At 62.8% G+C, this 23,760-nt stretch carries 24 protein-coding genes and 1 other RNA gene; 18 read left to right on the top strand and 7 right to left on the bottom strand.

Translation table 11 applies throughout. The features are described from left to right. Positions 1–91: 91 nt before the first annotated feature. Together G4D79_RS23195 and G4D79_RS23190 are read left to right on the top strand one after the other, a co-directional pair. The gene (locus tag G4D79_RS23195) at positions 92–1,237 is read left to right on the top strand and encodes a sensor histidine kinase (RefSeq protein WP_270007978.1); all 1,146 of its coding nucleotides are present in this window, start codon (positions 92–94) and stop codon (positions 1,235–1,237) included. Further along, entirely contained in the window at positions 1,234–1,872 is a 639-nt protein-coding gene (locus tag G4D79_RS23190) for a response regulator transcription factor (RefSeq protein ID WP_047271656.1), read from the top strand. The genes G4D79_RS23195 and G4D79_RS23190 overlap by 4 nt, the downstream gene beginning before the upstream one ends. On the opposite strand, the gene G4D79_RS23185 is transcribed toward G4D79_RS23190, so the two are convergent. From G4D79_RS23185 to G4D79_RS23175, 3 genes are all read right to left on the bottom strand, one after another. After that, positions 1,866–3,404 carry a multicopper oxidase family protein gene (locus tag G4D79_RS23185; RefSeq protein WP_214514430.1) on the bottom strand — a complete coding sequence of 513 codons (1,539 nt, stop codon included), beginning with the start codon at positions 3,402–3,404 and terminating at the stop codon, positions 1,866–1,868. The two genes, G4D79_RS23190 and G4D79_RS23185, sit on opposite strands and share 7 nt — an antisense overlap. A gap of 136 nt (positions 3,405–3,540) precedes the next feature. Then, the gene (gene hisN, locus G4D79_RS23180) at positions 3,541–4,323 is read right to left on the bottom strand and encodes a histidinol-phosphatase (RefSeq protein WP_007731284.1); all 783 of its coding nucleotides are present in this window, start codon (positions 4,321–4,323) and stop codon (positions 3,541–3,543) included. A gap of 19 nt (positions 4,324–4,342) precedes the next feature. Further along, a complete protein-coding gene (locus G4D79_RS23175) occupies positions 4,343–4,837 on the bottom strand; it encodes a carbonic anhydrase (RefSeq protein WP_007731285.1) in 495 nt (164 codons plus the stop codon). 109 nt (positions 4,838–4,946) lie between these two features. Between G4D79_RS23175 and prfB the strand changes: the two genes are divergently transcribed. The 7 genes from prfB to G4D79_RS23140 all read left to right on the top strand — a co-directional run bounded on the left by prfB (position 4,947) and on the right by G4D79_RS23140 (position 10,597). Continuing rightward, positions 4,947–6,053 carry a peptide chain release factor 2 gene (gene prfB, locus G4D79_RS23170; protein WP_003942364.1) on the top strand — a complete coding sequence of 369 codons (1,107 nt, stop codon included), beginning with the start codon at positions 4,947–4,949 and terminating at the stop codon, positions 6,051–6,053. 22 nt (positions 6,054–6,075) lie between these two features. Further along, positions 6,076–6,960, top strand: a complete 885-nt coding sequence (locus G4D79_RS23165) for a mechanosensitive ion channel family protein (RefSeq protein WP_003942304.1) — start codon at positions 6,076–6,078, stop codon at positions 6,958–6,960. After that, positions 6,957–7,442, top strand: coding sequence for a hypothetical protein (locus tag G4D79_RS23160; RefSeq protein WP_007731286.1), 486 nt, complete (start codon positions 6,957–6,959; stop codon positions 7,440–7,442). Before G4D79_RS23165 ends, G4D79_RS23160 begins: the two co-directional genes overlap by 4 nt. Positions 7,443–7,513: 71 nt before the next feature. Continuing rightward, positions 7,514–8,194 carry a cell division ATP-binding protein FtsE gene (gene ftsE, locus G4D79_RS23155; protein WP_020969258.1) on the top strand — a complete coding sequence of 227 codons (681 nt, stop codon included), beginning with the start codon at positions 7,514–7,516 and terminating at the stop codon, positions 8,192–8,194. Between the two features lie 81 nt (positions 8,195–8,275). Then, entirely contained in the window at positions 8,276–9,181 is a 906-nt protein-coding gene (gene ftsX, locus G4D79_RS23150) for a permease-like cell division protein FtsX (protein ID WP_003942367.1), read from the top strand. A 76-nt stretch (positions 9,182–9,257) separates the two neighbouring features. After that, complete coding sequence (gene smpB, locus G4D79_RS23145) at positions 9,258–9,731, top strand: SsrA-binding protein SmpB (RefSeq protein ID WP_003942330.1); 474 nt, start codon at positions 9,258–9,260, stop codon at positions 9,729–9,731. Between the two features lie 8 nt (positions 9,732–9,739). Further along, on the top strand, positions 9,740–10,597 hold the full coding sequence (locus tag G4D79_RS23140; protein ID WP_075832889.1) for a DMT family transporter: 858 nt from the start codon (positions 9,740–9,742) through the stop codon (positions 10,595–10,597). 36 nt (positions 10,598–10,633) lie between these two features. Here the strand turns inward: G4D79_RS23140 and G4D79_RS23135 are convergent, their stop codons facing one another. Then, positions 10,634–11,218 (bottom strand): helix-turn-helix domain-containing protein, encoded by a 585-nt coding sequence (locus G4D79_RS23135; RefSeq protein WP_075832891.1) that lies wholly within the window; start codon positions 11,216–11,218, stop codon positions 10,634–10,636. 65 nt (positions 11,219–11,283) lie between these two features. Here G4D79_RS23135 and G4D79_RS23130 point away from each other — a divergent pair, with 65 nt between their 5' ends. The 3 genes from G4D79_RS23130 to ssrA all read left to right on the top strand — a co-directional run bounded on the left by G4D79_RS23130 (position 11,284) and on the right by ssrA (position 14,245). Then, positions 11,284–12,231 (top strand): NAD(P)/FAD-dependent oxidoreductase, encoded by a 948-nt coding sequence (locus G4D79_RS23130; RefSeq protein WP_050655138.1) that lies wholly within the window; start codon positions 11,284–11,286, stop codon positions 12,229–12,231. A 20-nt stretch (positions 12,232–12,251) separates the two neighbouring features. Continuing rightward, positions 12,252–13,808 (top strand): SDR family oxidoreductase, encoded by a 1,557-nt coding sequence (locus G4D79_RS23125; protein ID WP_214514429.1) that lies wholly within the window; start codon positions 12,252–12,254, stop codon positions 13,806–13,808. Between the two features lie 66 nt (positions 13,809–13,874). Beyond that, positions 13,875–14,245, top strand: a transfer-messenger RNA (tmRNA) gene (gene ssrA / locus G4D79_RS23120). A gap of 115 nt (positions 14,246–14,360) precedes the next feature. On the opposite strand, the gene G4D79_RS23115 is transcribed toward ssrA, so the two are convergent. The 3 genes from G4D79_RS23115 to G4D79_RS23105 form a co-directional block, all read right to left on the bottom strand. Further along, complete coding sequence (locus G4D79_RS23115; protein ID WP_250887565.1) at positions 14,361–15,350, bottom strand: alkaline phosphatase family protein; 990 nt, start codon at positions 15,348–15,350, stop codon at positions 14,361–14,363. Positions 15,351–15,442: 92 nt separating this feature from the next. Then, positions 15,443–16,726: an HNH endonuclease signature motif containing protein gene (locus tag G4D79_RS23110; RefSeq protein WP_214514427.1), complete on the bottom strand. Its 1,284-nt coding sequence runs from the start codon at positions 16,724–16,726 to the stop codon at positions 15,443–15,445. 110 nt (positions 16,727–16,836) lie between these two features. Continuing rightward, positions 16,837–17,658 carry a GNAT family N-acetyltransferase gene (locus G4D79_RS23105; protein WP_214514426.1) on the bottom strand — a complete coding sequence of 274 codons (822 nt, stop codon included), beginning with the start codon at positions 17,656–17,658 and terminating at the stop codon, positions 16,837–16,839. A 53-nt stretch (positions 17,659–17,711) separates the two neighbouring features. On the opposite strand from G4D79_RS23105, the gene G4D79_RS23100 reads away from it, so the two are divergent. Genes G4D79_RS23100 through G4D79_RS23075 form a run of 6 tightly spaced genes read left to right on the top strand, consistent with a single transcriptional unit; the run spans position 17,712 to position 23,754 of the window. Further along, a complete protein-coding gene (locus G4D79_RS23100; protein ID WP_063316608.1) occupies positions 17,712–18,344 on the top strand; it encodes a dienelactone hydrolase family protein in 633 nt (210 codons plus the stop codon). Continuing rightward, positions 18,341–19,621 (top strand): NAD(P)/FAD-dependent oxidoreductase, encoded by a 1,281-nt coding sequence (locus G4D79_RS23095; protein WP_075832899.1) that lies wholly within the window; start codon positions 18,341–18,343, stop codon positions 19,619–19,621. Before G4D79_RS23100 ends, G4D79_RS23095 begins: the two co-directional genes overlap by 4 nt. Next, positions 19,612–20,355: a DUF1365 domain-containing protein gene (locus tag G4D79_RS23090; RefSeq protein WP_042450068.1), complete on the top strand. Its 744-nt coding sequence runs from the start codon at positions 19,612–19,614 to the stop codon at positions 20,353–20,355. Before G4D79_RS23095 ends, G4D79_RS23090 begins: the two co-directional genes overlap by 10 nt. Then, the gene (locus G4D79_RS23085) at positions 20,352–21,641 is read left to right on the top strand and encodes a cyclopropane-fatty-acyl-phospholipid synthase family protein (RefSeq protein ID WP_003942339.1); all 1,290 of its coding nucleotides are present in this window, start codon (positions 20,352–20,354) and stop codon (positions 21,639–21,641) included. Before G4D79_RS23090 ends, G4D79_RS23085 begins: the two co-directional genes overlap by 4 nt. Further along, entirely contained in the window at positions 21,638–22,954 is a 1,317-nt protein-coding gene (locus G4D79_RS23080; protein WP_051649691.1) for a cyclopropane-fatty-acyl-phospholipid synthase family protein, read from the top strand. The genes G4D79_RS23085 and G4D79_RS23080 overlap by 4 nt, the downstream gene beginning before the upstream one ends. Next, positions 22,951–23,754, top strand: coding sequence for a DUF1295 domain-containing protein (locus tag G4D79_RS23075; RefSeq protein WP_037130102.1), 804 nt, complete (start codon positions 22,951–22,953; stop codon positions 23,752–23,754). The genes G4D79_RS23080 and G4D79_RS23075 overlap by 4 nt, the downstream gene beginning before the upstream one ends. Positions 23,755–23,760 lie beyond the last annotated feature (6 nt).

Genomic DNA, 23,760 nt, shown 5'->3' with positions numbered 1-23,760 from the left:
GGTGTTGGGGCGTTGGACGATCCTTATCTTACTCATCAGTAAGGTCTGTTGTCGAGAAACCGCGAAATGATGCGCGTCATAGGCTCGAGGGGTGAACCGGACAGAGGTGCCAGATCGGATACAGCGGTACGTGCGCTACACGCCGTTGGTGGTGGTCCCGTGCCTGTTGATCGCCAGCACGTATCCGGGGGAGTATCGAGTTCCCCTCACCTACTGGATTCTGTCGATGCTGTCGGCGCTCGCCTTCGCCGTCGGCCGTCGATGGCCGGTCTTCGCGTCCCTGGTCATCTCGGCGCTCGCCGTTCCGATGTTCGTCGCCGACGCCTGGGGGCTGTCCGAGCTTGTTCCGTATCTCGGGGCGGTCGCCGTCGTCGACGTCACGATGCGGGCCGAGCGTAGAGAAATGGTTGCCGTATCGGCAGCAGGATGGTGCGGTTCGGTGCTCGCGGGTATCTGGTTCGAATCTCACGAAGCGTTCTGGTCTGTCACGACGGCTGTGAAAGTGCTTGCGTACGTGGGGTTGCCACTGCTGCTCGGGCTGTATCTACGCTCGCAGCGTGAATTGGCCGCGAACAATCTTGCGCAGACCCGCGCTGCGGAGCGCAGTGCGCTCGCCCGCGAACTGCACGACCTGGTTGCGCACCACATGGCATCGATCGTCCTGAGAATCGGCGTGGCTCAACATGTCTTGGCGCCCCAGGACGAGGCCGTGCGTGAGGTCCTCGCGGATGTGCGTGGGACTGCGTCCGATGCGCTGGCCGATATCCGTCGCCTCCTGGTCGCACTTCGTGATCCTTCGCTCGGTGAGGTCGCTCTGGTCGAGCCGGATGCCGTCGAGGCGGAAATCGAGGCGGCGATAGATCGTGTGCGTGCGGCGGGTTTCGAGGTGCAGGCAGTCTTCGATGCCCAGGAGAATGTCGAGTCAGGCGCAGCCGATCTCGACGCGATCGGGAGGCTGACGTTGTTGCGGGTGATTCAGGAATCACTGACCAACGTCATGAAGCACGGCGACAAGAAGGGGCTGGTATCGGTCTCGGTCGGTCGCGAAGACAACCGGGTGCATGTCAGGGTTGTCAACGACGTCGAGGGATCGCCTCGGAGTGCAGGTCATGGCCTGGTGGGAATGCAGGAGCGTGCGGAGTTGGTCGGCGGCGAGATGACCGCCGGCACCAACAGTGACGGGAAATGGGAAGTGCACGTGAGTATTCCACTCGTTGTCTCGGGCGGTGTCTCGTGATCAGCGTGCTGATCGTCGACGACCAGCGACTTGTGCGCGCCGGTTTGCGGATGCTGTGCGCGGCAGCCGAGGACATGACCGTGGCCGGTGAGGCGTCGAACGGCGTCGAGGCGGTAGCGCTCGCTGCAGAATTGGATCCCGACGTGATTCTGATGGACTTGAGAATGCCCGGGCTGGACGGGATCGGCGCCACGCAGCAGATCGTCAAGGCCGGTCGTCGAGCGCGCATCCTCGTGCTGACCACCTTCGACGACGACGATCATCTGTATCCCGCACTCGCCGCGGGGGCTTCGGGATTCTTCGTCAAGGACACCGAACCCGCCGAGTTGCTCGGTGCCATTCGGCGGATCGCCGAGGGCGAGATGGTGTTCACTCCGGAACTTCTCCGCCGCGTTGTGGATCGAGCGGTGATCGGTGGTATCGCAGACACTGCTGCGACGGAGAAGGTTCCGTTGACCGATCGCGAATCGCAGGTCCTCGCGCTGGTGGCAGAAGGGAAGAGCAATCAGGAGATCGCGGACACGCTGCATCTCGGTGTGACCACGGTGAAGACGCACGTGGCGAACCTGATGTCGAAGACCGGTTGCGACAATCGGGTTCGCCTCGCCGTGTACCACTTGCAGAACTTTCAGTGACCGGAGTGCGAACCAGACGAAGGCATCGGCATGTCCATCGGCATGTCCATCTGCATCGGAGCCGCCTTCTGTCCCGGTTCGAGGACGAGGAATTGGCCCATCATCCCTTGGTCCTCGTGCATCTGCAGGTGGCAGTGGAACATGTACGGGAAGGTGGGATCGGTGTACTCGGACCACTGCAGCGCGACGCGAATCCTACTGCCCGGTGGTGTGTAAACAGTGTCCTTGAGTCCTCGTAAGTGAGGCGGAGGAGTGCGACCGTCGACGTCGAGGATCTGGAACTGTACGTCGTGGACATGGAAATTGTGTGGCCAGTTGTCCTTGTTGGTGATCGTCCACACCTCGGTCGCGCCGACTTCGGCCTCGAAGTCGATGCGGTTCATGTCCATTCGTTGCCCGTTGATCATGTACCACTGCAGATCGAAGGTTCGGGAAACGCTTGCCTTCGACGGATCCAGACGCGGCAGTACGGCCAACTGCGCCGGGAGAGTCGACCGTGACGCGCGGCTGGCAACGCCCCGCAGATCGAGGATGTCGAAGCGGTCGTTCATGCCGAAGTTCTCGGCGTCGGAGGAACTCACGCCACCGCCGTCCTCGATCGGGAACGACACCAGTGTGGTCGTCGCACCGGGGTCGACGCGAACCACGATCTCGGCTCGTTCGCCGGGGCTGAGCTGAATCCGCTTGATCGCAATAGGTGATTCGAGCAGTCCGCCGTCGGTGGCAATCAGATCGAACGTGCGGTCGTCGGGGAACCCCAGGTTGTAGAGACGGCCGGAAGAGCCGTTCAGAATGCGTAACCGGACGACCCCGGTGGTGACGTCGAGGTAGGCGTCGGAGATGCCGTTGGTGACTATCGTGTCGCCGAGCAGGCCTATGTCGGTCGGATCCGATTCGTCGAAGCTGCCGTCGGCGAGGAATCGACGATCCTGGATGATCAGCGGAACATCGTCGACACCATAGGTTTTGGGGATGTCCAACGCCCGCGTGTCGGCGTCGTCGATCAGGAACAGTCCGGCGAGACCGCGCTGCACGTGCCGTTCGGTGGATCCGTGCGGGTGTGGGTGATACCAGAGCGTCGACGCCGACTGGCCGATCGTCCACGCCGGTTCCCAGCGTCCGCCGGCTTCGATGGTCTGGTGCGGGCCGCCGTCGTATCGGGCGGGCAGATGCATGCCGTGCCAATGGACGGTCGTGGGCTCTGCCAGTGTGTTGTCGATCGTGAATGCGACAGATTCTCCGCGTTCGGCGCGGACGGTCGGCCCCAGAATGGATCCGTTGAAACCCCAAGTGTCGGTGAGTTTTCCCGCGACGATCTCGGTGGTCCCGGCACCGGCACGAAGTGTGAAGTGGCGAACACCGGCGTCGTCGACGGTGGATTCGGCAAGCGGCGGAATCGGTAGCGGACGCGAAGTTCCGGCCACCGCCAACGTGGCGCTCTTCGCTGCCGGGTCGGCGCCGCAGCCCACCGCGAGCCCGAGGGGCGCTGCGGCCAGACCGAACAGAATCGTGCGCCTGGAAATCCGGTTCATCGTTCTCCTGGAAGTAGTGCGTGATCAACTACTTCCAGTCAACGGGCCGAGATGTCGTGCCGAATCCTGCCGACGGGCCTGTCGGAACTCCTCCCTCGGACCCTTGCGGCGGGTGGGATGTTCTGGTACTCGGGTGTTACCGCAGGCGGGCCAGAACGTCTTCGTGCAGCAGTCCGTTGGTGGCGACCGCGCTGCCGCCGTGCGGACCTGCGCCGCCGTCCAGATCGGTGAACGCGCCGCCGGCCTCACGGACCAATACGTCGAGCGCTGCCAGATCCCACAGGGAAACCTCGGGTTCGGCAGCAATGTCGACGGCGCCTTCGGCCACGAGGCAGTAGGAGAAGAAGTCCCCGTAACCGCGCACGCGCCAGACGTGGTCGGTGAGTTCGACGAACTGATCGCGAATTCCGCGGTCCTTCCACCCCGAGAGGCTCGAGAAGCTCAGGCTCGCTGACTCGCTGCGATCGACGGCGGATACCTGGATCGCCCGCGCATCACTGTCCCCGAAGGACGTATGTGCACCCAAACCTGTTGCAGCCCACCATCGCCGATTCAGTGCAGGTGCGCTCACGACGCCGATGACCGGGACGCCGTCCTCGAGCAAGCTGATCAGCGTGGCCCACACCGGTACGTTGCGGACGAAGTTCTTGGTCCCGTCGATGGGGTCGACCACCCACTGTCTGCCCTCGAAGACTGCGTCGCCGCCGAATTCCTCGCCGAGTACGGAATCCGCAGGACGATGCTCACCGAGCGTCGCGCGCACTGCTCGCTCGACAGCCAGATCGGCGTCGGAGACGGGGGTGAGGTCCGGCTTGTCGTCCACTCGAAGGTCGAGGGCGCCGAAGCGGGCGCGAGTGATCGCGTCAGCCTCGTCGGCGATACGGAGGGCGAGTGCGAGGTCGGATGCGCGATCGGTCACGGGTACACAACCTACCGGCTCAATCGGGGAGGACCTCGTTCAGCTTTCCGGTTGCGACGTCGAAGACGAATCCGCGTAGGGAGGTCGTCGCGGTGACGAACGGACTGTTCTCGATGCGCTTCAACGACTGACGGACGTCCTCGTCGATGTCGGGAAACGATTCGGCAGCCCAATTTGGTTTGATGCCGATCTCGTCCTGGATGGATCGCTTGAAGTCGTCGTCGGTGAACGTCAGCATTCCGCAGTCGGTGTGGTGGATGAGGATGATCTCGGTAGTTCCCAGCAGACGCTGGCTGATGGCCAGGGATCGGATCTCGTCGTCGGTGACGACTCCACCCGCATTGCGGATGACGTGCGATTCGCCTTCCTTGATTCCCAGCACCCGATAGACGTCGATGCGGGCGTCCATGCAGGCGAGTACGGCGACGTGTTTGCTGGGTGGGAGGGGGAGCGGTCCGGTGAACTGCTCGGCGTAGGCGGCGTTGTTCTGCAGGTATTCGTCGGTGACAGTCATCGTTCCAGTAGGTTCCCTCGGAGCGACGTTGGCAAGGCTTCCAGTCCCGGTGATCCCAATACGTGACGGGCGGCAGGCCCGAGGTCGGCACCCGGTAGCCTTGAGAACCGTGCATCCCGACGTAATTGCAGACCTGAACGCCCTCGACACCACCCTTCGCACCTGCGAATCGGTTGTGGACGTCGAGGAGCTGCGCCGACGCATCGACGAGCTCGAGCACCAGGCAGCCGACCCGGGTCTGTGGAACGACCAGGAACACGCCCAGCAGGTCACGAGCCAGCTCTCCCACGCGCAGGCCGAGCTGCGCCGGATCGTGGCACTACGCGAGCGACTCGACGAGATGCCGATCCTCTACGAACTGGCAGAAGACGAAGGCCCCGACGCGGTGGCCGACGCCGACGCCGAGCGCGCGAGCCTGCGAGACGACATCGCGGCGATGGAAGTCAAGACCATGCTCTCGGGCGAGTACGACGAGCGCGACGCGCTCATCAACATCCGCTCCGGTGCCGGCGGTATCGACGCTGCAGACTGGGCCGAGATGCTCATGCGTATGTACATCCGCTGGGCGGAGAAGCACGACTACGGCGTCGAGGTCTACGACACGTCGTACGCCGAAGAAGCCGGACTCAAGAGCGCGACGTTCGCGATCAAAGGCCCGTACACGTACGGCACGTTGTCCGTCGAGATGGGCACCCACCGGCTCGTTCGCATCAGCCCCTTCGACAACCAGGGGCGTCGTCAGACGTCGTTCGCCGAGGTCGAGGTACTGCCGGTCGTCGAGACGACCGACCACATCGAGATCAACGAGAACGACATCCGCGTCGACGTCTACCGCTCGTCCGGTCCCGGCGGCCAGTCGGTCAACACGACGGACTCCGCCGTTCGACTCACGCACATCCCGACGGGAATCGTCGTCACCTGTCAGAACGAGAAGTCGCAGCTCCAGAACAAGGTGTCGGCGATGCGCGTCCTGCAGGCCAAGCTGCTCGCGGTCAAGCGTCAGGAAGAGCGCGCCGAGATGGATGCGCTCAAGGGCGACAGCGGCAGCTCGTGGGGCAACCAGATGCGCTCCTATGTTCTGCATCCGTACCAGATGGTCAAGGACCTGCGTACCGAGTACGAGGTCAACAACCCGTCGGCAGTGCTCGACGGCGACATCGACGGGTTCCTCGAGGCCGGCATCCGCTGGCGCATGAGCGAGAACCAGTCCGCATAGCGTTCGGATACCGAAAGGCACGATGACTTTACTTCGACCTGGGCAGAACCTGCTCGATTGGCTTCAAACCACCGGTTTGTCCGTCCTCATGACCGTGCTCGGGGCGATGATTCTCGCCCGGTTGGTCAGTTGGGGAGGCAACAAGGTCACCGACCAGATCGACTCCAACTATCAGTTGGGCGATGCGCTGGTTCGTTCCGAGGCGACCAAGCATCGTCACTCGGTCGCGCAGGTCATCACCTGGGTGGTCATCACGTTCATCTACGTGATCGCGACGCTGAAGGTTCTCGACCAACTGAACCTGCCGATCGGAAGTCTCGTCGCGCCGGCGACCGTTCTCGGTGCGGCGCTCGGTTTCGGTGCACAGCGCGTCGTGCAGGACATTCTTGCCGGTTTCTTCATCATCACCGAACGTCAGTACGGCTTCGGTGACACCGTCCGGCTTGCGATCACCGGCTCCTCCGACGACGCCGAGGGTGTCATCGAGGACGTGACCCTGCGCGTGACGCGAATGCGGAACTCCGACGGCGAGGTCATCACCGTTCCCAACGGGCAGATCGTGAAAGCGACCAACCTGTCCAAGGATTGGGCACGCGCCGTCATCGACGTTCCGGTTCCGGCGACCGCCGATCTCACCCGGGTCAACGAGGTGCTTCGCCAGGTCGGAGTCGACGCGATGGCCGACCGCGGACTCAAGAAACTGCTGCTCGACGAGCCCACGGTCATGGGCGTCGAAAGCCTGGAAGTCGATCAGGTCAACGTGCGGATGGTCGCGCGCACACTCCCTGGCAAACAGTTCCAGGTCGGACGCGCTCTTCGCGTCCGCGTCGCCGCAGCACTGCGACGTCAGGGGATCACGGTGTCACCGGATCTGCACACCGTACGGACCGAGGAGGCGAGCGAATGACCGATCAGGAACCGCGCCGCGGACTCGACCGACTGTTTCACCTGGACTGGCTCCCGTCCCGGATTTTCGGCGGCCGGATGCGAACCTCTACCTTCATTCTCATCGTGGCGTGGATATTGACGTATCTGTTGCATACGTATCTCAATCCTGAGGACCCGACCGCAGTGACACCACCGCCCAGCGTGGACACGTCGCAGACCGAGCCTTACGTCGCGCCCTCGGTCAAACCGTCGACGACGACCCCCGTGCCGTCCTCGACCGAGCCGACGACTACGTCCGAGACCCAGTCTCCGGAATCGAGCACGGGCAGCTCAGGTTCTCCGACTCCGACTTCGGGTCCCGCGCCTGCGCCGGGCAACGCCGAACAGTCCGCGACCACGGTGCCGACCACTCCGGCGACGACGACCGTTCCCCAACCTGGCGCGGCGATGCAGGCACCGACGTCTGTGCCGCAGTCACCCGCGACCACCGGTACCGGATAAGGACGAGGGTGCTCGCGCGTGGCGCCAAGGTCACCGTTAGATAACGGCTAGACTGGCTAGTTGTGATCAGCATGAAGAATGTGTCGAAGTCCTACAAGGCCTCCACCAGGCCGGCGCTCGACAAGGTCAGTGTGGAGGTGGAGAAGGGGGAGTTCGTCTTCCTCATCGGCCCCTCCGGCTCCGGCAAGTCGACGTTCATGCGGTTGCTGCTCAAGATGGAGTCGCCCACGTCCGGCGACATCGAGGTCGCGGATTTCCACGTCAACAAGTTGGCGGCCCGCCGCGTGCCGAAGCTTCGCCAGAGCATGGGCTGTGTGTTCCAGGACTTCCGCTTGCTTCAGCAGAAGACGGTCTCCGAGAACGTGGCCTTTGCGTTGGAAGTCATCGGCAAGCCCCGCAACGTCATCGCGCGCACTGTGCCCGAGGTTCTCGACATGGTCGGTCTGGCCGGCAAAGCCGATCGACTGCCCACCGAACTTTCCGGCGGTGAGCAGCAGCGCGTCGCCATCGCCCGCGCATTCGTGAACCGCCCTCTCGTGCTGCTCGCCGACGAGCCCACCGGCAACCTGGACCCCGAAACGAGCCAGGACATCATGCTGCTGCTCGAGCGGATCAACCGCACCGGCACCACCGTCGTGATGGCGACCCACGATCACCACATCGTCGACTCCATGCGTCGACGCGTCATCGAACTCGATCTCGGCAAGGTGACCAGAGACGAAGCGCGGGGTGTGTACGGCGTCGGCAGGTAGCGCCGACTACGACCACACGTCCCGTACGCCCACCGGTTGTCGTGAAACAACCGGCCTCTCGAAAAGGAATCGGATTCCCCGATGCGCGCCAGCTTTATTTTCAGCGAAGTCCTGACCGGCCTACGCCGCAACATCACGATGACCATCGCCATGATCTTGACGACGGCGATCTCCCTCGGACTCTTCGGCGGTGGTCTGCTGGTCGTGCAGATGGCAGGCAAGACCCAGCAGATCTTCCTCGAACGAGTCGAGGTGCAGATCTTCCTGACCGACGACATCTCTTCGGCCGATCCCGGTTGCGAGCAGGAGATCTGCAGTTCGTTGCGCAAGGAACTCGAGCAGACTCCGTCCGTCGTCGCGGTTCAGTACCTCAACCGCGAAGACGCCGTGAAGGACGCCACCGAGCGCGTGTTCAAGGACCAGCCCGAACTGGCAGCGCTGGTGAGCCCCGACAGCTTCCCGGCGTCGTTCAAGGTCAAGCTCAGTGACCCGGAGCGGTTCGGCGTCATCAACGACACCTTCGGTTCGAGGCCCGGCGTCGAGAGTGTGCTCAATCAGCGCGAGTTGGTGGACCGACTGTTCAGCGTGCTCGGTGGAGTGCGCAACGCAGCGTTCGCGATCGCGATCGTCCAGGCGATAGCGGCCATCCTGCTGATCGCCAACATGGTCCAGATCGCCGCGTTCACGCGTCGTACCGAGGTCAACATCATGCGGTTGGTCGGCGCGACGCGTTGGTACACCCAGCTTCCGTTCCTCCTCGAAGCCGTCGTGGCGGCCTTGATCGGTGCGGTGCTCGCCATTGCCGGGCTGTTCACGGCGAAGAACGTCTTCATCGACGGGGTCCTGTCCGACGTCTACGAAGCAAACATCGTGGCGCGGATATCCAACAGTGACGTGCTGTTCGTCTCGCCGATCCTCGTACTTGCCGGTGTCGGAATGGCCGCGGTGACGGCGTACGTGACGCTGCGTCTGTACGTCCGCGAATAATCGGTTTGCACGAGCTTCTATGCTGGAACAGCAAGAACCATTCGACAGCAAGACAGCGGACTGAGAGGCCCGGACAGTGAAGGAAAAGGGCCGCAAGGTCATTGCGACCAATCGCAAAGCACGCCACAACTACACGATCATCGACACCTACGAGGCCGGTATCGCGCTCGTCGGGACCGAGGTCAAGAGTCTGCGTGAAGGCAAGGCGTCGCTCGTTGATGCGTTCGCCACCGTGGACAACGGCGAAGTGTGGTTGCGCTCGTTGCACATTCCGGAGTACACGCAAGGCACGTGGAACAACCATTCGCCACGTCGTACCCGAAAGCTCCTGCTGCACAAGCGTGAGATCGAGCACCTCGTCGGCAAGACCCGCGAGGGAAACCAGACGCTGGTCCCGCTGTCGATGTACTTCAACGACGGCAAGGTCAAGGTCGAACTCGCACTGGCAAAGGGTAAGCAGGACTACGACAAGCGCCAGGACATGGCCAAGCGGACCGCCGAGCGCGAGGTGACCCGCGAGCTCGGTCGTCGTATCAAGGGCATGCGCTGACCTCCATCCTGCTTGCCCTCGTGGCGGCAGTTGCCTACGGAGTCAGCGACTTCGTCGGGGGAGTTGCGTCACGACGAGTTGCCGCACTGCGTGTGGTGATCGTCTCGTATCCGCTCTCGCTCGTCATCGTTCTGATCGCAGCACCTTTCGTATCCGGGACGCTGACGCTGAACGGTTTGATCTGGGGCGCGATCGCGGGCGTCACGAGTGGTCTGGCGGTCTGGTGGTTCTATCTCGCGCTGGCAACCGGCCCCATGTCGGTGGTCTCGCCGCTGACAGCTGTTCTGGTGGCGGGCATTCCGGTGCTCGTCGGCTTCGCTTTCGGTGAGCGGCCGGGGTTGATCGCGTACCTGGGTATTGCCGTCGCGCTGGTCGCCGTCGTCCTGGTCAGCCGCGAGTCGCCTGACGACACCGCGGGTGAGGTTGCCGGCGGAATCACCCTCCGCTTCACCAGACAAGTGGCTCTTCTGACCGTCGGAAGCGGTGGCGCATTTGCGCTCTCGTTCATCGCACTTCACCAGATCGGCGAGGGCAGCGGGCTGTGGGCGTTGGCCGTTTCTCGAGGCGCCGCGACCGTCGTGGTGTGGTTGGTCGCGCTGGCGGCCGGTCACTTCGTTCTCCCACGAGGCGAGCCACTCAAGCTCGCGGTGTACGTCAGCGTCCTCGACGTCGTCGCGAACGGGACGATGATCTACGCCTTCCAAGGCGGAATGCTCTCACTGGTCAGCGTGATCGGTTCGCTGTATCCGGCTGCGACGGTTCTGCTCGCCATGGTGATGCTGGGCGAGCGGGTCAGCCGCGTGCAACAAGCGGGAATGCTGTTGGCGCTGGCGGCAGTCGGCATGATTGCCGTCGCGGGCGCCTAGATTTTTTCGAGTTCCAGCGTTTTCAGTCCTAGCGTTTCAGCCGCGTCTGTCGGCCGGCGCTGCGCGTAGGTGAACCCGCTCGCCTTGTTTTCCGAAGAGGCTGATCGCCTCGGCCGGCCGTCCGTCGGCAGCACTGATGCGGTGCGGGATGTGCGTGTCGAACTCGGCGGCCTCGCCTGCCCCCATGATGAAATCCCGGTCGCCGAGTTGGAGTCGGATGCGCCCGGACAGAACGTAGACCCACTCGTAGCCCTCGTGGGATCCCGGCTCGCGATCGTCGTCGGTGGGGGAGATGATCATCTTGTAGGCCTGCAGATTGCCGGGTTGACTGGTCAACGGAATGACCGTCATGCATCCGACCGTTCGAGGTTCTTCTCGAACGCGGGGGTCTTTGATCTTGCTGTTCACCAGGTCGTCCAACGGGACGCCATGTGCCTTGGCGATCGGCAGCAGCAACTCCAAGTTGGCTCGGCGAGTACCGGATTCGAGTCTCGACAGTGTGCTGACGCTGATGTCGGTGGTCTCCGACAGGTCGGCCAGGGTCATCTCGGACTGCTGGCGCAGCGCACGTAGGCGAGGGCCGATGCCGGCTAGAACGGCTTCGAACGATGATTCGGTCATGGATCTATTTTGCCAAAGTGGCAACAGTGTTTGTCAAGAACGCGATCTCTTGTCATTCTGGATTCATGACGCAGAACTCATTCGACGTAGCAGTAATCGGTGCCGGTGCGGCAGGACTGAACGCCGCACTCATCCTTGGTCAGGCACGCAGGTCCGTGATCGTCTTCGACAACGGATCGCCACGGAACGCGGCCGCCGACCACATGAACGGGTTCCTCTCCCGTGACGGCATGAACCCCGCAGAATTGTTGACCATCGGCCGAGGTGAGGTCCGCAAATTCGGCGGCGAGTTCCACGACGGCACCGTTGTCTCCGTGACACGGGACGGCGAGAAATTCTCGGTAGAACTGGCTGACGGCAGCAAGATTCAGGTGCGCAAGGTGCTTGTTTCGACGGGTCTGACGGACCGCCTACCGGTAGAACTCGAAGTCTTCGGCGAGCGTTGGGGACGCGATGTGTTGCACTGCCCGTACTGCCACGGGTATGGCGTGCGTGATCAGCCGCTCGGCGTGATCGCCAGGAGCGCGGAATTTGCGATGCACCAGGCGCTCATGGTTCGCCAGTGGTCCGATGACGTGGTTCTCTTCCTTCATCGCATCACCGAACTGAGTTCCGAAGATCGGGAAAAGCTTGCGGCTCGCGGTATTTCGATCGTCGAGGGTGAGGTTGCCGGTCCCGTCGTCGAGGATGATCGGTTGGTGGGCGTGCGGTTGGCCGACGGCAGTGTGGTCGCGCGTTCGGCGGTCTTTGTCGGTGGCGCCCTCACGATGGACCCCAACGATGCGATCTTGCGCGCATTCGGTGCGCAGCGCGCCGAGACGATGATGGGCGATTTCGTCACAGTCGACATGATGGGGGCCACAAGCGTGCCCGGCGTGTTCGCTGCGGGCAATGTCGTGGACCCGGGTGCCCAGGTCATCATGGCCGCAGCCGCCGGGGCGAAGGCCGGAGCGGGGATCAACATGATGTTGACCAACGACGACCTCGAGGTTGCACTCGCGCTTCGCAGTTGAATTGTGCGTAGCGTGGGGTGATGGACGCAGTGAGAGTGTTGATCACGGGTGCGACCGGATACATCGGCGGACGTCTTGCCCCTCGCCTGGTCGAAGAGGGTCATCGAGTTCGAGTGGTGGTGCGCAGCCCGGAGAAACTACGCGATGTTCCCTGGCACGATTCGGTGGAGATCAAGCGCGGGGATCTGACCGACAGTGCCACCCTCTCAGGTGTTTTCGACGATATCGACGTGGTCTACTACCTCGTTCACGCCATGGGTGGGGGAGGGTCGTTCTCGGATATCGACAAGCGAAGCGCGGAGAACGTCGCCGCCGCTGCCCGCGATGCGGGGGTGCGACGGATCGTCTACCTGGGCGGGCTTCATCCCTCCGACCGAGAGTTGTCGACTCACTTGCAGTCCCGGCTCGAAGTCGGTCGGATCCTGCTCGACTCCGAGGTTCCGGCGGTTGTGTTCCAAGCTGGAGTGGTGATCGGATCGGGTTCGGCGTCCTTCGAAATGGTGCGCCACTTGACCAATCGGCTTCCGGTGATGACCACACCCAAGTGGGTGCACAACAACATTCAGCCGATCGCGGTGCGTGACGTACTCCACTATTTGATTGCAGCCGCGGCGACGACGCCGGAGGTCAACCGCGCCTTCGACATCGGTGGGCCGGATGTCATGCAGTACGGCGAAATGATGAACACCTACGCCGACGTCGCTGGATTGGTACGCCGACGCATCCTCGTCCTGCCCGTCCTCACCCCGCGTCTGGCAGGTCACTGGGTGGGATTGGTCACGCCGATCCCACGAGGTTTGGCGATGCCCCTGATCGAATCCCTGCAGAACGACGCGGTGATGCACAATCACGACATCGACAGCTTCATCCCGCCTCCCGCCGAGGGCCTCACGCCGTATCGAGAAGCGGTGCGACTGGCACTTCGAAAGATCGACACCGGTGAGGTGGAGACGGCGTGGTCCGGTGCAACGATTGCGGGCGCTCCATCCGATCCTCTTCCATCCGACCCGGATTGGGCCGGCGAAGCGGTCTACGTCGATCATCGCGAACGTGACTGCGCGGCGGATCCGAAAACCCTCTGGTCGGTGGTCGAGTCGATCGGCGGCGAGAACGGTTGGTATTCATTCCCTTTGGCGTGGGCCATTCGGGGGTGGATGGACCGCGCGGTCGGTGGTGTCGGACTGCGCCGGGGCAGGCGGGATCCACGCCGGCTCAACACGGGCGAAGCCCTGGACTTTTGGAGGGTCGAAGAAATCGATCGAGGCAAGTTGCTCCGATTGCGCGCCGAGATGAAGGTCCCGGGCGGAGCATGGTTGGAGTTGCGAGTATCAGAAGGCCCAGCCGGTGCCGACGGACGGCCGGTGGGTTCCCACCTCGATCAACGCGCGGTCTTCTTCCCTCGCGGGCTCGCGGGTCGGGCGTACTGGTATGCGATCCTGCCTTTCCACGGAGTCGTCTTCCAGGGGATGATCACCAACATCACCGGTGCCGCCGAGCGTGAGATGGCTGCAGTGCAGGAAACGGCTGGGGTGCAGGAATCAGCTGGGGCGAAGGACACGGAAAGTGCCGCCGATTAATTGGTATGACTTCCGAACTTCGGCGCGTTATAGTGAATAGCCCCACGAAAGACGCGGGGCACACACGGGGCTGAACGGTTTCGACTGCGTGTGTTGAGTTAGGGGAAGCGTGTCGGTGCAGGCAAGAGACCACCGTAAGCGTCGCTGCAAACCTATAAGCGCCGATTCCAATCAGCGCGACTACGCTCTCGCTGCCTAAGTAGCGAAGCGTGTCTGTCAGCCCGGGGTTGCCCTCGACCCGGTTCCTGGCATCAGCTAGAGGGCTTTACTGTTCGGCTCGGTCACGGAGTCGAATGGGACATCAAACAGTGACTGGGATCGTCATCCTGGCTTGTTCGCGAGACCGGGAGATCCAAGTAGAGACTTAGCGAACTGCACACGGAGAAGCCCTAGCGATTCAACGTAGGACCCGGGTTCAATTCCCGGCAGCTCCACAACAGGTCGGGCCGGAGAGCACACGCTCTCCGGCCCGACCTTTTTGCTGCCTTTTTGCTGCCTTTTTGCTGCTGTCTTGCTGCGGCACGCTGCCGTGTGGCCCGGGCCTTCTTGCGATCAGGAGCCGAAGAATCCCAGGTCGACCGAGCCGACGAAGCCGGGAGCTTCCTTGGCCAGCGGCTTGCCGTCCAGATCGGCAGGCAATGCAACGCCCAGGCTCTGGAGGATTGTCGGGGTGATGTCGGCGATCGTGTACGAGTCTGTGTTCTTACCGGCCGCGTATCCCGAGCCGCGTGCTATGACGAATGTCGTTGCTTCCGCGGGTGTCTGACCGCCGTGCCCACCGGCGGGCTTGTGCCCGTGATCCGCAGTGACCAGTACAGTCCACTTCTCGCCGGTCTTTGCTGCGCGCTGATCGACGGCATCGACAATCTTGCCCACCTGAGCATCGACCGAGGCGATGGACTCTTCGTACGCAGCGCCGTTGGTGCCGCCGCTATGTCCCGCGCCGTCCACCTGATCGAGTTGGGTGAAGATCAGGTCAGGTCCCTTGTCTGTGATCTCGCGGGCGACGGCGTCTGCCGTCGCAGCGTCGGTGGCCGCTCCGGAACCTGCATCGGCCGTGGTGACGACAACGTCGGCTTTCGGTGTCCCACTGGAGGCGATGTTGTCGATGCCGCCCCAGGTGGAGATCGATTCGGTGAGGAGGGAGGGCTTTGCTGTTTCCAGCCGGGTGAAGACGCTCGGGTAGAGGTCGAAGCGGGCGCCCGCGTAGGTGTTGTCCTTGACTCCGTGCTTGGTATCCCAGACTCCGGTCAGGATGGTCGACCACGACGGTCCGGAGATGGTGGTGTGGCCGAGGATGGAAGATTCTCCGCTGGTTCCTTCGGCGATCAGCTTCTGGAGACGGGGAGCGTCGGCGGTCTTGATGTGGCTGAGCATAGTGCCGTCGAGGCCGATGACAACTGTCTTCTCGGCGGCCGACGGATTGAGGTCGGATGATCCGGGAATTGCTGCAGCGGTTGCAGTTCCGGCTGCTACCGCGCCGGCGAGGAGGAGTGTGATGGCGGCTGAGGTGCGTGCGATTTTCTTGGTCACGCTAAGCATCTTGCGATAGGACTAGACCAATTGCACTACCTGGATGTGAGGGTTGTCCTGTTGTTCACGGCAGATTCAGATTGGACTAGACCAATGTTTCCTCAGGCGGCCCAACCGTCGAGGATGACGCTGACCGCGTGATCGAGGTGAAGGGGCTCGCCGTCCCATCTTGGGATGATCGCGTCGTCGGGTATGTCTCCGCGCAGTAGGCCATCAGCGAATCCCTCGGTCGGTGGTGCTGGGGCGATGACGTCACCATTGGCGTAAAGGAACTCGAACTTCTGCTCGCCGAGAGCAGTGATCGTGAACTGGCCGTCATGCAGCGCGCGGTGGCAGGTGCCGCACAGCATGATCAGATTGTCCAAGTCCGTATTTCCGCCGCGTCCCCAGAATTTCACGTGATGTGCGTGTAAGAAGCGAGTCCGCCCGCAACCCGGTGTGCGGCAAGATCCGTCGCGGTAATTCAATGCCAGCATTTGTTTGGCGCTGACGACGCGGGTCCTTCGGCCCAGATTCAAAACGCATCCCTCCTTTGTCGTTCCCAGGCGAAGTTTCGCGTTGCAGAGCACTTCCTCGGCGGCACTTTGGGGGAGCGCGGGTCCACTCGGTACACGGACGGTGTTCGCTTCGTGGAAGAACACAACTTCGTTCGCGGCGGCCTTGGACGTGCGGTCTGTGACTGCGGCGGTGGCGAGCTCTGCCATCGCGACGAGTCCTGGTCCGATATTTCCGGCCGGGTTCTTTGTAGCCTTCTCGTCGACAGGGCGGATGGCAGCGGTTCGGGTGCGTTCACGTTCCGCCGCCGCCAATGCTGCGAGGATTCGGGCGCCGTCCTGTGCGGGCAGGCGTCCTTTGATGACAAACTCGCCCGTATCCGAGTCCCAATGCCAGCGGACCTGAAGATGTTCGGGCGCTTTGCTTTTGCCGGATTCATTGTCGGTTGCTTTACGCAGACCTGCGGCGAGACGATCGATCTGGCCTGCGGGCGCCTCGCATCCGAACCGAACCATCTGCTTTTCGTTTGACGGCGTGGTGACCCGGGTGAGTGCGCGAACCTTCGAGTAGGACAGCCGGCCTTGCTCGAAGGCCTTCCGCATCTCGGGCAAAGGTCGGAGCGCTTTGGCGACGCGAACATATTCCCTGCCGGTGTGCAGGCTCATTCCACATTTCCACGACAGCCAGTGGGCGCATGAATGCAGTCCAGGGCCGGACCAGCCACGGTCTTCGTCGAACTTCGACAGGAGGGTGAGGAATCGAGCCGTGGCCGCGGCGATCTGGCCGGCGAGAGCGCAGATTTCGGAGCCGAGTTGCTCTACGTCGCTTCGGGTGGAATCCGGCGTTTCTTCATTGATCAGTGCCGCGGTATCGGTCAGTTCTGCGTTCATCGTTGCCCCCCGGCGCGTGTCCGACAATGTTTCGAATGTACGTTCGATAATAGATGCCAGTACCGACACGCATCCGTGGATGAGGACGGAAAGCGTCCCCGCGGGGACGTCTAACCGCTGCCGATCGAGTACTCGGCGTAGGTACCGACATCCTCGAAGCCGACGTTTCGATAGAGCTGTGCGCCGTCGCTGGACGCCTGAAGTACAGCGGTTCGGGCACCTCGCTCGCGGGCGATGTCGAGTGCGGCAAGGGTGACCGCCGAGCCGAATCCGCGTCGGCGCGCCGTTTCGAGTGTGACGACCCCATACAGTCCGGCGACGTCGGCGGCAAAATGGACCTCGGCTCCGGCGACAGGCTGGGAGTTCGCGTATCCCACGACAAACGAACTCCGCGAGCGCTCATCGAGGATGTCATCGGCGGTGTCTTCGAAGAAACCTACTACTGCGGTTGAGGGCGGCGACCAATTGGCGGCCATCACGGCGGCATAGTCGGCGAGCTGCGAACGAGTCGTCACTCGCTGAACGCACAGTTCTGCGACAGGCGTTGGGCGTGGGACGACGTCCAAGTCTGCCGTCATTGCTCTTTCTTCCTCGGAGCGCACGCAGCCGAGGGCTGACAAGCGAGCGCCGAGGTCAGAGGGCTTGTCGCGCGGACCCGTCCACCAGGAGAACGGACGACCGGTTGCTCGAAGCCACGCGAGTACGTCGAGTAGTCGTCGGTCTTCTTCCGGGCCTTCAGCAGCAGGTACAGCGAAGCGCGCACCAGCGATGATGTTGAAAGTGTCGTCGGTGAGGCCGCTGTCTGCGACGACAACATCTGCAGAGACCGTGACCGATCCCGTCGGCAAGTGTTCATGCAGGTGGCAGGCATGGGATGCCAAGTTGGCGTCCATGGCGTCGAGGACATCGCCGACGAGTGCTTCACGATTCACAAAAGAAATTCTACGAACCCCATCCAAATGGTTTTCGGCTCCGAATGCCGTGTATGACGCCCAACCGACGGCAACAGCAGGACGGTGACCAGCACCTGGTGGTGCTAGTGCTGCCTGGAGGAAAGGTATCGAGCCATCGCCCGGCTCGCGCCTGGCATCTGTCCAACCTTCGGATGTGCCCGTTCACCGCTCAGCTTCGCCTCTCCGGTGTGAAAGCGGTGCAGGCTCGCTATCGAGTTCGAGGTTGGAACGGTGCCGAGCGCAGTCCGGTCGCCGACGCCCGCGCCGCACTCGACGCGATAACGAAACGTAATTCACAAGCTCAGGTGATCCTGCTGGGGCACTCGATGGGCGGACGGGTCGCCGCCGAACTGTGTGGCGATCCGGCGGTGGTCGGTGTGGTCGCGCTGGCGCCGTGGTGGCCCGATGGAACGTCGGTGAATCTGCGTTCGGACACACCACTGTCAGTCCTTCACGGCACGGCTGACTCCTGGACCGATCCGGAGGTGTCGCGGCGAAAGGTCGACGAACTGCAGGCGTCGGGTAAGAGCGCTGAATGGATCGGCATCGACGGCGCAGGCCACTTCATGCTCCGTCGGGCGGCGACTTGGCATCGCCTCGTCGCGGATGCAATCGCAGGAATGAGTCGCGGGGTAGCCGCAACAAAGATGGGAGAACGACGATGAGTTCCGACAAGCGCAAGGTGGCCGTCGTCGGTAGTGGTGTCGCAGGTCTGACAGCGGCGTGGGTGCTCAGTAAGGACAGTGACGTCACCCTCTACGAAGCGGATTCACGGCTCGGCGGGCACGCGGACACCCATTCGGTCACCGACCCGGAAGGGCGAAGCCTCGCCATCGACACGGGGTTCATCGTCCACAACGATCGCACCTATCCGACATTGTTGCGATTGTTCGCAGAACTCGATGTGCCTACGCAGGAATCCGACATGAGCATGTCGGTCAGGTGTGGGGGGTGCGGGCTCGAGTACTCGGGAGGCCAAGGTTTGCGCGGCGTTCTCCCGACGCCGGGGCTGCTGGTGAACGGCAGTTTTCTGTCGATGCTGATGGAGGTCAAGCGCTTCCATCGCCGTGCCCGCGCATTGCTCGACAACACGGATCCGTCGGCACCTGACCAGACGCTGGGAGTGTTTCTGCGCAGCGGCCGGTTCTCCGACTACTTCACCGCTCACTTCATGACTCCGCTCGTGTCGGCAGTCTGGTCGTGTGATCCCGGCTCGGCCCTGAAATATCCCGCGCGGTACCTGTTCTCGTTCCTCGATCACCACGGAATGCTGAGCGTCACTGGATCGCCCACCTGGCGAACAGTCACCGGTGGATCGGGCGAATACGTTCGTCTCGTCGCCAAAAGTATCGGGGATATCCGCCTGAACACGCCGGTTCGCGCCGTCCACCGGTTCGACGATCGCGTCGACATTCGTGACGGCGACGACCAGATCCAGACCTTCGACGCAGCCGTGGTCGCAACGCATCCGCAGCAAGCGCTGAAGATTTTGGCGGATCCGACGCCTGTCGAATCCCAGGTCCTCGGTGCAATGCCGTACTCCGTCAACCACACCCAGCTTCACACCGACGAGAATGTGCTGCCCGGCAACACCAATGCGCGCGCGTCGTGGAACTACTACATCCCTGAATGCAACGCGAAGCCGGATCACGTTCTGGTCAGCTACGACATGACGAGGTTGCAGCGGCTCCCGGAGACCGGCCGGCGCTACCTGGTGACCTTGGGGGGAGGCGAAATGGTGTCCCCGGACTCGGTGATCGATCAGATGACCTACGAGCATCCGCAGTACACACCCACCTCGGTCGCCGCTCAAGCGCGGCTTCCCGAGTTGGACTCGGACGTGCTCGCGTTTGCCGGTGCGTACCACGGATGGGGCTTCCACGAGGACGGTGCACTCTCTGGCCTGCGCGCCGCCGAACGCGTCGGAGGTCGGTGGCCGTGACCGCACCCATCACGCCGTCCATCGTTCATACGAGCATTCGGCACGTTCGAACGGAGCCGTTGCACAACGAGTTCGAGTACCGAAGCTACAGTTGGCTCGTCGACGTCGACGATTTGCCCGAGCTTCCGAAGGCTTTGCGGCCCTTGGCGAAGTTCGACGCCGGGGATCACCTCGGCGACCCCACTCGATCGATTCGTGCCAACGTCGAGACTTTTCTGGCAACCAACGGATTGGAGTTCGCCGGCGGTCGCATCCTCATGCTTGCGAACGCGCGTGTGTTCGGCCATGTGTTCAACCCGCTGAGTGTGTTCTGGTGTCTGAACGACGACGGCAGTCAGCGGTGCGTCGTTGCCGAGGTTCACAACACCTACGGCGAGCGGCACTGCTACCTGCTCGAAACCGACGAACGTGGCGCGGTTCGCACGTCCAAAGAGTTCTACGTATCTCCGTTCAACGATCTGGACGGCGAGTACCGGATGCGACTTCCGCTACCCGACACCGCGCTCGCGCTCTCGATAGTTCTGGCCCGTGACGGCAAGGCGCCCTTCGTGGCCACGGTGTCCGGTCGTTGTGTGCCGGCGACGACGCGCGAGATCGTGCGCAGTGCGCTCGCCATCCCGCTGGCTCCGCTCCGAGTCGCCGCGCAGATCAGATTTCAAGGAATCCGGCTGTGGGCCAGGCGCTTACCCATCGTTCCCCGACCGCAACATCACCCGCAGGAGGCAGTGCAATGACCACAACCACTCTCGGCACCGAACCTTCCGCTCACACGATCGAAACCGAGCGGTGGCCGGGCGTCGCCACCGTGCCGAGCGGGCTCAAAGTGCGGGTTGCATCACCGGTTGCCCGCGCCCTGTTCCACAAGGCGGTCGCACGTTTGCCGCTGCGTGTCCAGATGCCCAACGGTGAGTTCTCCGGTGGCGGTAGCCCCGATTCGCCGTTGATGGTCATTCACCGCCCAGACGACTTCGCTGCTCGTGTGGGGGACAGTGGTTTGATCGGATTCGGCGAGTCGTACATGGCGGGCGATTGGGAAGCGTCCGACCTCACTGCGGTCCTGGAAGTCTTCGCCTCCCGCGTGGCGACGCTCATTCCCGATTTCCTGCAGCGGCTACGAGGCCTCTACATTCCGAAGCAGCCTCGCAGTGAACGGAATTCGACGCAGAACACGCGCTCGAACATCTCCCGGCACTACGACCTCTCGAACGAGATGTTCGAACTGTTCCTCGACGACACCATGACGTATTCCAGTGCTCTCTTCGAGGATCTGTCGGTAGGGGCGACCCCGTCGTGGGACGTGCTCGCAGCGGCGCAGCATCGGAAGATCGATCGACTGCTGGATGGCGCAGGTGTCGGACCCGGTTCGCGAGTGCTCGAAATCGGCACAGGCTGGGGAGAATTGGCGATCCGAGCTGCCCAACGGGGAGCGACGGTGCGCTCGGTGACACTTTCGGTCGAACAGCAGGAATTGGCAGCGAAGCGGATAAGCGCTGCGGGATTGGCAGATCGCGTTCAGGTCGACCTTCTCGACTATCGGCAAGTACAGGGGGAGTACGACGCCGTTGTGTCGGTCGAGATGATCGAGGCCGTCGGCCACCAGTACTGGGGAAGCTACTTCCAGACGATCGACGCCCTGCTGGCGCCGGGTGGGCGCGCGGCGATCCAAGCCATCACGATGCCGCACGATCGAATGCTCGCGACCCGCAACACCTACACCTGGGTGCACAAGTACATCTTCCCCGGCGGATTTCTCCCGTCGGTGCGGGCGATCGAGGACGTCACCGAGCGCATGACAACCCTGCGGGTGCGTGAGCGGATGTCGATGGGCGATCACTACGCGCAGACGTTGCGACTGTGGGACGAGCGATTCAGCGCTCGCACCGACGAGGCGTCCGCGCTCGGGTTCGACGCAGTGTTCGCGCGCATGTGGCATTTCTATCTCTGCTACTCCGAGGCGGGGTTTCGGTCGGGGTATCTCGACGTCCAGCAAATTGTTCTCGATCGGAGGAACCAGCGATGACTGCCACAATGGATCGAACGACACAAGGTACCGGCGTTGCGGGTCGTCTCTCGGACATCCTCAGTCCACTTGTCGGCGGCGAACTTCCGGTGCGGTTGACTGCATGGGACGGCAGCACAGCAGGTCCGGAAGATGCTCCGAAGGTGACGCTTTACAGCCCGAACGTTTTGCGACGCTTGCTCTGGAATCCCGGCGAGTTGGGGGCTGCGCAGGCGTATGTTCTCGGTGAACTCGACGTCGAGGGCGATCTAGGCGACGCACTCACACACGTGTGGAAGGTGTCTGCCGAGCGGGGGCTCGGGTCGATTACCCCGACACCGTCGCTCGTCTTGGCCGCGGTCAAGGCTGCGCGATCCTTCGGTGCTTTCGGGAGACCTTTGGCTCCGCCGGCGTCGCAGGCTCAGGTGAAGGGGCGCCTGCACAGCCTCGCCCGCGACCGCGAGGCGATCGGGCACCACTACGATTTGTCGAACGATTTCTACCAATTGATCCTCGATGAGAACATGGCGTACTCCTCGGGCTATTGGACTTCCGATGCACCGGACTACACGCTCGAAGACTCACAGACAGACAAGCTGGACCTGGTGTGCCGCAAGGTCGGTCTCGATCGAGCGCGAGGCTTGCGGTTTCTCGATGTCGGCTGTGGTTGGGGCTCGCTCAGCCTGCATGCAGCGCGGGAGTACGGCGCCAGGGTTGTCGGAATCACGATCTCGGCAGAGCAGAAGGCTTTTGTCGACGCGAAGGTCCGCGCGCTCGGTTTGGAAGACTGGGTCGAGATTCGCCTCCAAGATTATCGAGAGATTCCAGACGGTCCCTTCGATGCGGTCGCTTCCATCGAGATGGGTGAGCATGTCGGTGAGGACAACTATCCGACCTACGTGAAAGCGCTCCACGACAATGTTATTGCCGGTGGCCGTGTGCTGATTCAGCAGATGTCCCGCACTGGCCCGCACCCCGGGGGAGGTCCGTTCATCGAGTCGTTCATCGCGCCGGACATGTACATGCGGCCCGTCGGTCGCACTGTTGCGATGATCGAGGAAGGTGGACTCGAAGTGCGGGACGTCCACGCCCTGCGTGAGCACTACGTGCGGACCGTCGACGCGTGGATCGAGACCTTCGAATCGAACTGGGATCGCGTCGTGGAACTCGTAGGTGTCGAAGTCGCTCGGGTGTGGCGTCTCTACCTCGTCGGCGGAGGAATGGCATTTCGGGACGGTAGGATGGGCGTCGATCAGATTCTGTCGGTCCGGCCGCACGGTGATGGTCGATCGGGTATGGAACCGGTACGGCCGCAGTGGGTGTCGCGGCGATGAACGGATTCGACTGGGGCGCGTTCGGAGTGGTCACACTCACGAGTCTGCTGGCGATCGCCGTCGGAATGGCGGTGACAGCCACGATCGGTGTACGGATCGGGCGCCACAACGTTGTCGACGTGTCATGGGGCGCCGGCTTCGTTCTGATCGCGCTCGTGTCCGCGATAGTGGGAACCGGCGACCTCTGGCGCCGGTTGCTGATGCTTGCGCTCGTGGCGATCTGGGGTCTGCGGTTGGCGACGCACATGGCGATTCGATCGCGTGGCAAAGGTGAAGACCCGCGGTACGAAGAAATGCTCGGACGAGCGACGGGTAATCGAACGCTGTATGCGATCCGCAAGATCTATCTCACGCAGGGGATTTCGTTGTGGTTCGTCTCCCTGCCGATCCAGGTCGCAGCAGTGTCGAACGGCAGCTTCGGACTTCTTGTCGTACTCGGAATCGCGCTGTGGATTGTCGGCGTCACGTTCGAGACGGTCGGCGACCGACAGATGGAGGAGTTCAAATCCGATCCGGGCAGCCGTGGCCACATCATGGATCAAGGTTTGTGGGCATGGACGCGGCATCCCAACTATTTCGGCGACGCGTGCGTCTGGTGGGGGATCTTCCTCGTCTCGGCGTCCGTGTGGCCGGGGGTGTTGACCGTCCTCTCACCGATCGCCATGACCTACTTCCTGGTCTTCGCCACCGGAGCGCGGTTGCTCGAGCGACACATGGAACAGCGTCCGGGCTATCGCGAGTATCAGCAGCGGACAAGTTACTTCATTCCTCGCCCGCCGAAAGCCCGCTCCGGGACGTAGGCTCTT

The sequence above is a fragment of the Rhodococcus sp. WY5 genome, assembly GCF_018588185.1.
In the GTDB taxonomy this organism is placed as follows: domain Bacteria; phylum Actinomycetota; class Actinomycetes; order Mycobacteriales; family Mycobacteriaceae; genus Rhodococcus_F; species Rhodococcus_F qingshengii.
This window is presented reverse-complemented; position numbering and strand designations above follow the sequence as displayed.

Bases quoted from the DNA above. Each gene is read 5' to 3' on its own strand.
- G4D79_RS23135 (WP_075832891.1), bottom strand. From the start codon at position 11,218: ATGACCGAATCATCGTTCGAAGCCGTTCTAGCCGGCATCGGCCCTCGC.
- G4D79_RS23115 (WP_250887565.1), bottom strand. From the start codon at position 15,350: ATGCTTAGCGTGACCAAGAAAATCGCACGCACCTCAGCCGCCATCACA.
- G4D79_RS23125 (WP_214514429.1), top strand. From the start codon at position 12,252: ATGGACGCAGTGAGAGTGTTGATCACGGGTGCGACCGGATACATCGGC.
- G4D79_RS23095 (WP_075832899.1), top strand. From the start codon at position 18,341: ATGAGTTCCGACAAGCGCAAGGTGGCCGTCGTCGGTAGTGGTGTCGCA.
- ftsE (WP_020969258.1), top strand. From the start codon at position 7,514: ATGAAGAATGTGTCGAAGTCCTACAAGGCCTCCACCAGGCCGGCGCTC.
- G4D79_RS23100 (WP_063316608.1), top strand. From the start codon at position 17,712: ATGACGCCCAACCGACGGCAACAGCAGGACGGTGACCAGCACCTGGTG.
- G4D79_RS23080 (WP_051649691.1), top strand. From the start codon at position 21,638: ATGACTGCCACAATGGATCGAACGACACAAGGTACCGGCGTTGCGGGT.
- G4D79_RS23175 (WP_007731285.1), bottom strand. From the start codon at position 4,837: ATGACTGTCACCGACGAATACCTGCAGAACAACGCCGCCTACGCCGAG.
- G4D79_RS23185 (WP_214514430.1), bottom strand. From the start codon at position 3,404: ATGAACCGGATTTCCAGGCGCACGATTCTGTTCGGTCTGGCCGCAGCG.
- G4D79_RS23130 (WP_050655138.1), top strand. From the start codon at position 11,284: ATGACGCAGAACTCATTCGACGTAGCAGTAATCGGTGCCGGTGCGGCA.
- ftsX (WP_003942367.1), top strand. From the start codon at position 8,276: ATGCGCGCCAGCTTTATTTTCAGCGAAGTCCTGACCGGCCTACGCCGC.
- G4D79_RS23160 (WP_007731286.1), top strand. From the start codon at position 6,957: ATGACCGATCAGGAACCGCGCCGCGGACTCGACCGACTGTTTCACCTG.
- G4D79_RS23165 (WP_003942304.1), top strand. From the start codon at position 6,076: ATGACTTTACTTCGACCTGGGCAGAACCTGCTCGATTGGCTTCAAACC.
- G4D79_RS23110 (WP_214514427.1), bottom strand. From the start codon at position 16,726: ATGAACGCAGAACTGACCGATACCGCGGCACTGATCAATGAAGAAACG.
- G4D79_RS23085 (WP_003942339.1), top strand. From the start codon at position 20,352: ATGACCACAACCACTCTCGGCACCGAACCTTCCGCTCACACGATCGAA.
- G4D79_RS23075 (WP_037130102.1), top strand. From the start codon at position 22,951: ATGAACGGATTCGACTGGGGCGCGTTCGGAGTGGTCACACTCACGAGT.